The organism is Spongiactinospora gelatinilytica, from assembly GCF_003236385.1.
GTDB classification, from domain to species: Bacteria; Actinomycetota; Actinomycetes; order Streptosporangiales; family Streptosporangiaceae; genus Spongiactinospora; species Spongiactinospora gelatinilytica.
Genome location: NZ_POUA01000768.1, coordinates 1 through 985 on the forward strand (window position 1 = coordinate 1; position 985 = coordinate 985).

The following is a 985-nucleotide window of genomic DNA, read 5'->3' on the forward strand; positions in this document are numbered from 1 at the left end:
CATGGGCCCCTGGGTAGCGGTTGATCTTGGTCGACAACCCTTCTACCAGGGGCCTCTCTACTTCTCGATCAAGAACGTGGACCCGCAACCAGCCTGTGACCTGTGCTCCCACGGTGAAAAACGCTCATTATTCCGGACAGCGAGGATCGAGGTGTCGCTGCAGTTTCTAATGGCCTATCCTTGTGTAAGATTCATCATGCAGCGTATGATCAACACCTTATCGGCATACGCTCCGACTATGTCATCGAGGTACGTCCCGATATTTTGCATGAGGTTGACGGGCCGATGCTAAAGCACGGCATACAGGAAATGCATGGCGGCACACTGAACCTTCCTCCGCGCCGCGCCGACCACCCGAGCCGCCATCTCCTTGAGGAGCGCTATAAGCGCTTTATCGCCACCTGAGAAATCACTCGCCCTTTTCGGCGTGGGTGAAGGCACCGCGGGGTTGGTGGAGGTGGTGATGACGGCATAGGTTTGCGGGATTTGGCGTGGGTGGAGTAGCTGAGGGTGAGGAGGCCGGGTTCGGAGCCGCCTTTGGACCAGACGGTGGGCCATTGGGGCGGGGAGGTGGAGGCCGGCGTCGTAGGTGGGCATGATCTTGTTGATGGGGGGTCGTTCAGGTGGGTGAGGGTGGCGTGGGCCTGGCAGATCCGTGGGCGGAAGCGGTTTATTCGATGGTGTGGAGGTTGCGGGGGCCAGGAGTTGATGATGGCGAGGGTTTTGGTGAGAAGGGTGCGGCGGCTCGGGGGTGGCGGATTGTAGCTGGCGGCGAGGTGGGGGGCGGCGCCCTTGAGGGTGAAAAAGTTCGCGGGTGTCGCTGTGCCAGGGGCGGCCTTATGGGTTAGGAGGTCGGTGGCGGTGTTGTCGCTGATGGAGATCATCAATGTGGCGGCCTCGCGGAGGGGGGCCTGGCTGTTGTCGGGGCGGTCTTGCAGGATGCTGCTGGGGAAGCTCTTCAGTTTCCGTGTGCTGAGCCACGCCG

Annotated in this window: 2 protein-coding genes; one reads left to right on the plus strand and one right to left on the minus strand. The window is 61.2% G+C overall.

Translation table 11 applies throughout. The features are described from left to right. Positions 1–129: 129 nt before the first annotated feature. Entirely contained in the window at positions 130–405 is a 276-nt protein-coding gene (locus tag C1I98_RS39280; RefSeq protein WP_267898115.1) for an HNH endonuclease, read from the plus strand. Here the strand turns inward: C1I98_RS39280 and C1I98_RS45955 are convergent. Next, the gene (locus C1I98_RS45955; RefSeq protein ID WP_368773566.1) at positions 381–962 is read right to left on the minus strand and encodes a serine hydrolase; all 582 of its coding nucleotides are present in this window, start codon (positions 960–962) and stop codon (positions 381–383) included. The two genes, C1I98_RS39280 and C1I98_RS45955, sit on opposite strands and share 25 nt — an antisense overlap. Positions 963–985: the final 23 nt, after the last annotated feature.